The organism is Nocardia sp. 852002-20019_SCH5090214 (assembly GCF_001665865.1).
Classification (GTDB): domain Bacteria; phylum Actinomycetota; class Actinomycetes; order Mycobacteriales; family Mycobacteriaceae; genus Nocardia; species Nocardia nova.
Genome location: NZ_LZMK01000203.1, coordinates 1 through 612, shown reverse-complemented (window position 1 = coordinate 612; position 612 = coordinate 1). Strand labels below are relative to the sequence as shown.

General features: G+C 66.2%; 1 pseudogene. It reads left to right on the top strand.

Going from position 1 to position 612, the window contains the following annotated elements:
* Positions 1-498 (top strand): annotated as a pseudogene (locus tag A5780_RS16510) (hypothetical protein); the annotation flags it as partial.
* Positions 499-612 lie beyond the last annotated feature (114 nt).

The following is a 612-nucleotide window of genomic DNA, read 5'->3' as shown; positions in this document are numbered from 1 at the left end:
TCGGCCACCGAACAGCCGGGACGCGCTGGACTCCCACCGCACCTCGCCGAGGACCTCGACCTGTCGAAAGTCGGAATGTTCGGTCACTCGCTAGGCGGGTCGACAACCGTGCAAACGATGCACGACGACCACCGTGTCCGTGCCGGCGTCGATCTGGACGGCCCGATCCTGGGCTCTGTCGCCGCGGACGGTCTCGACCGGCCGCTGCTGATGCTGGCCAGCGACACCTCGCCCTGGTTCGGCAATCCGGGCTGGGAACCGCGCTGGGCAACCAACACCGGGGTGAAGATCCCCCTGCGCATCGCAGGAACCCAGCACATGTCGCTGTGCGACCAGCAGATCATCCTGCCGCAACTGACCACGGCCGGCCTGCTCGAGCCCGCCAAGAAGGCCGAAGCAGTCGGCACAATCGACACGGCCCGTTCGATCGACCTGCAACGGGCTTACCTGCTTGCCTACTTCGACGCCACCACCAGCGCCGCATTCGGCGGCGAGTAACCGGCGGGTGCTTCACGGGTGAGGAAGCATCTCCGGCTGAGCGAGCCTGGCGATCGTTTGAGCAATGTCGGTGCCAGGCTGGCTGAAGGTGGCGTCGAAGTAGGCAAGCAGGTA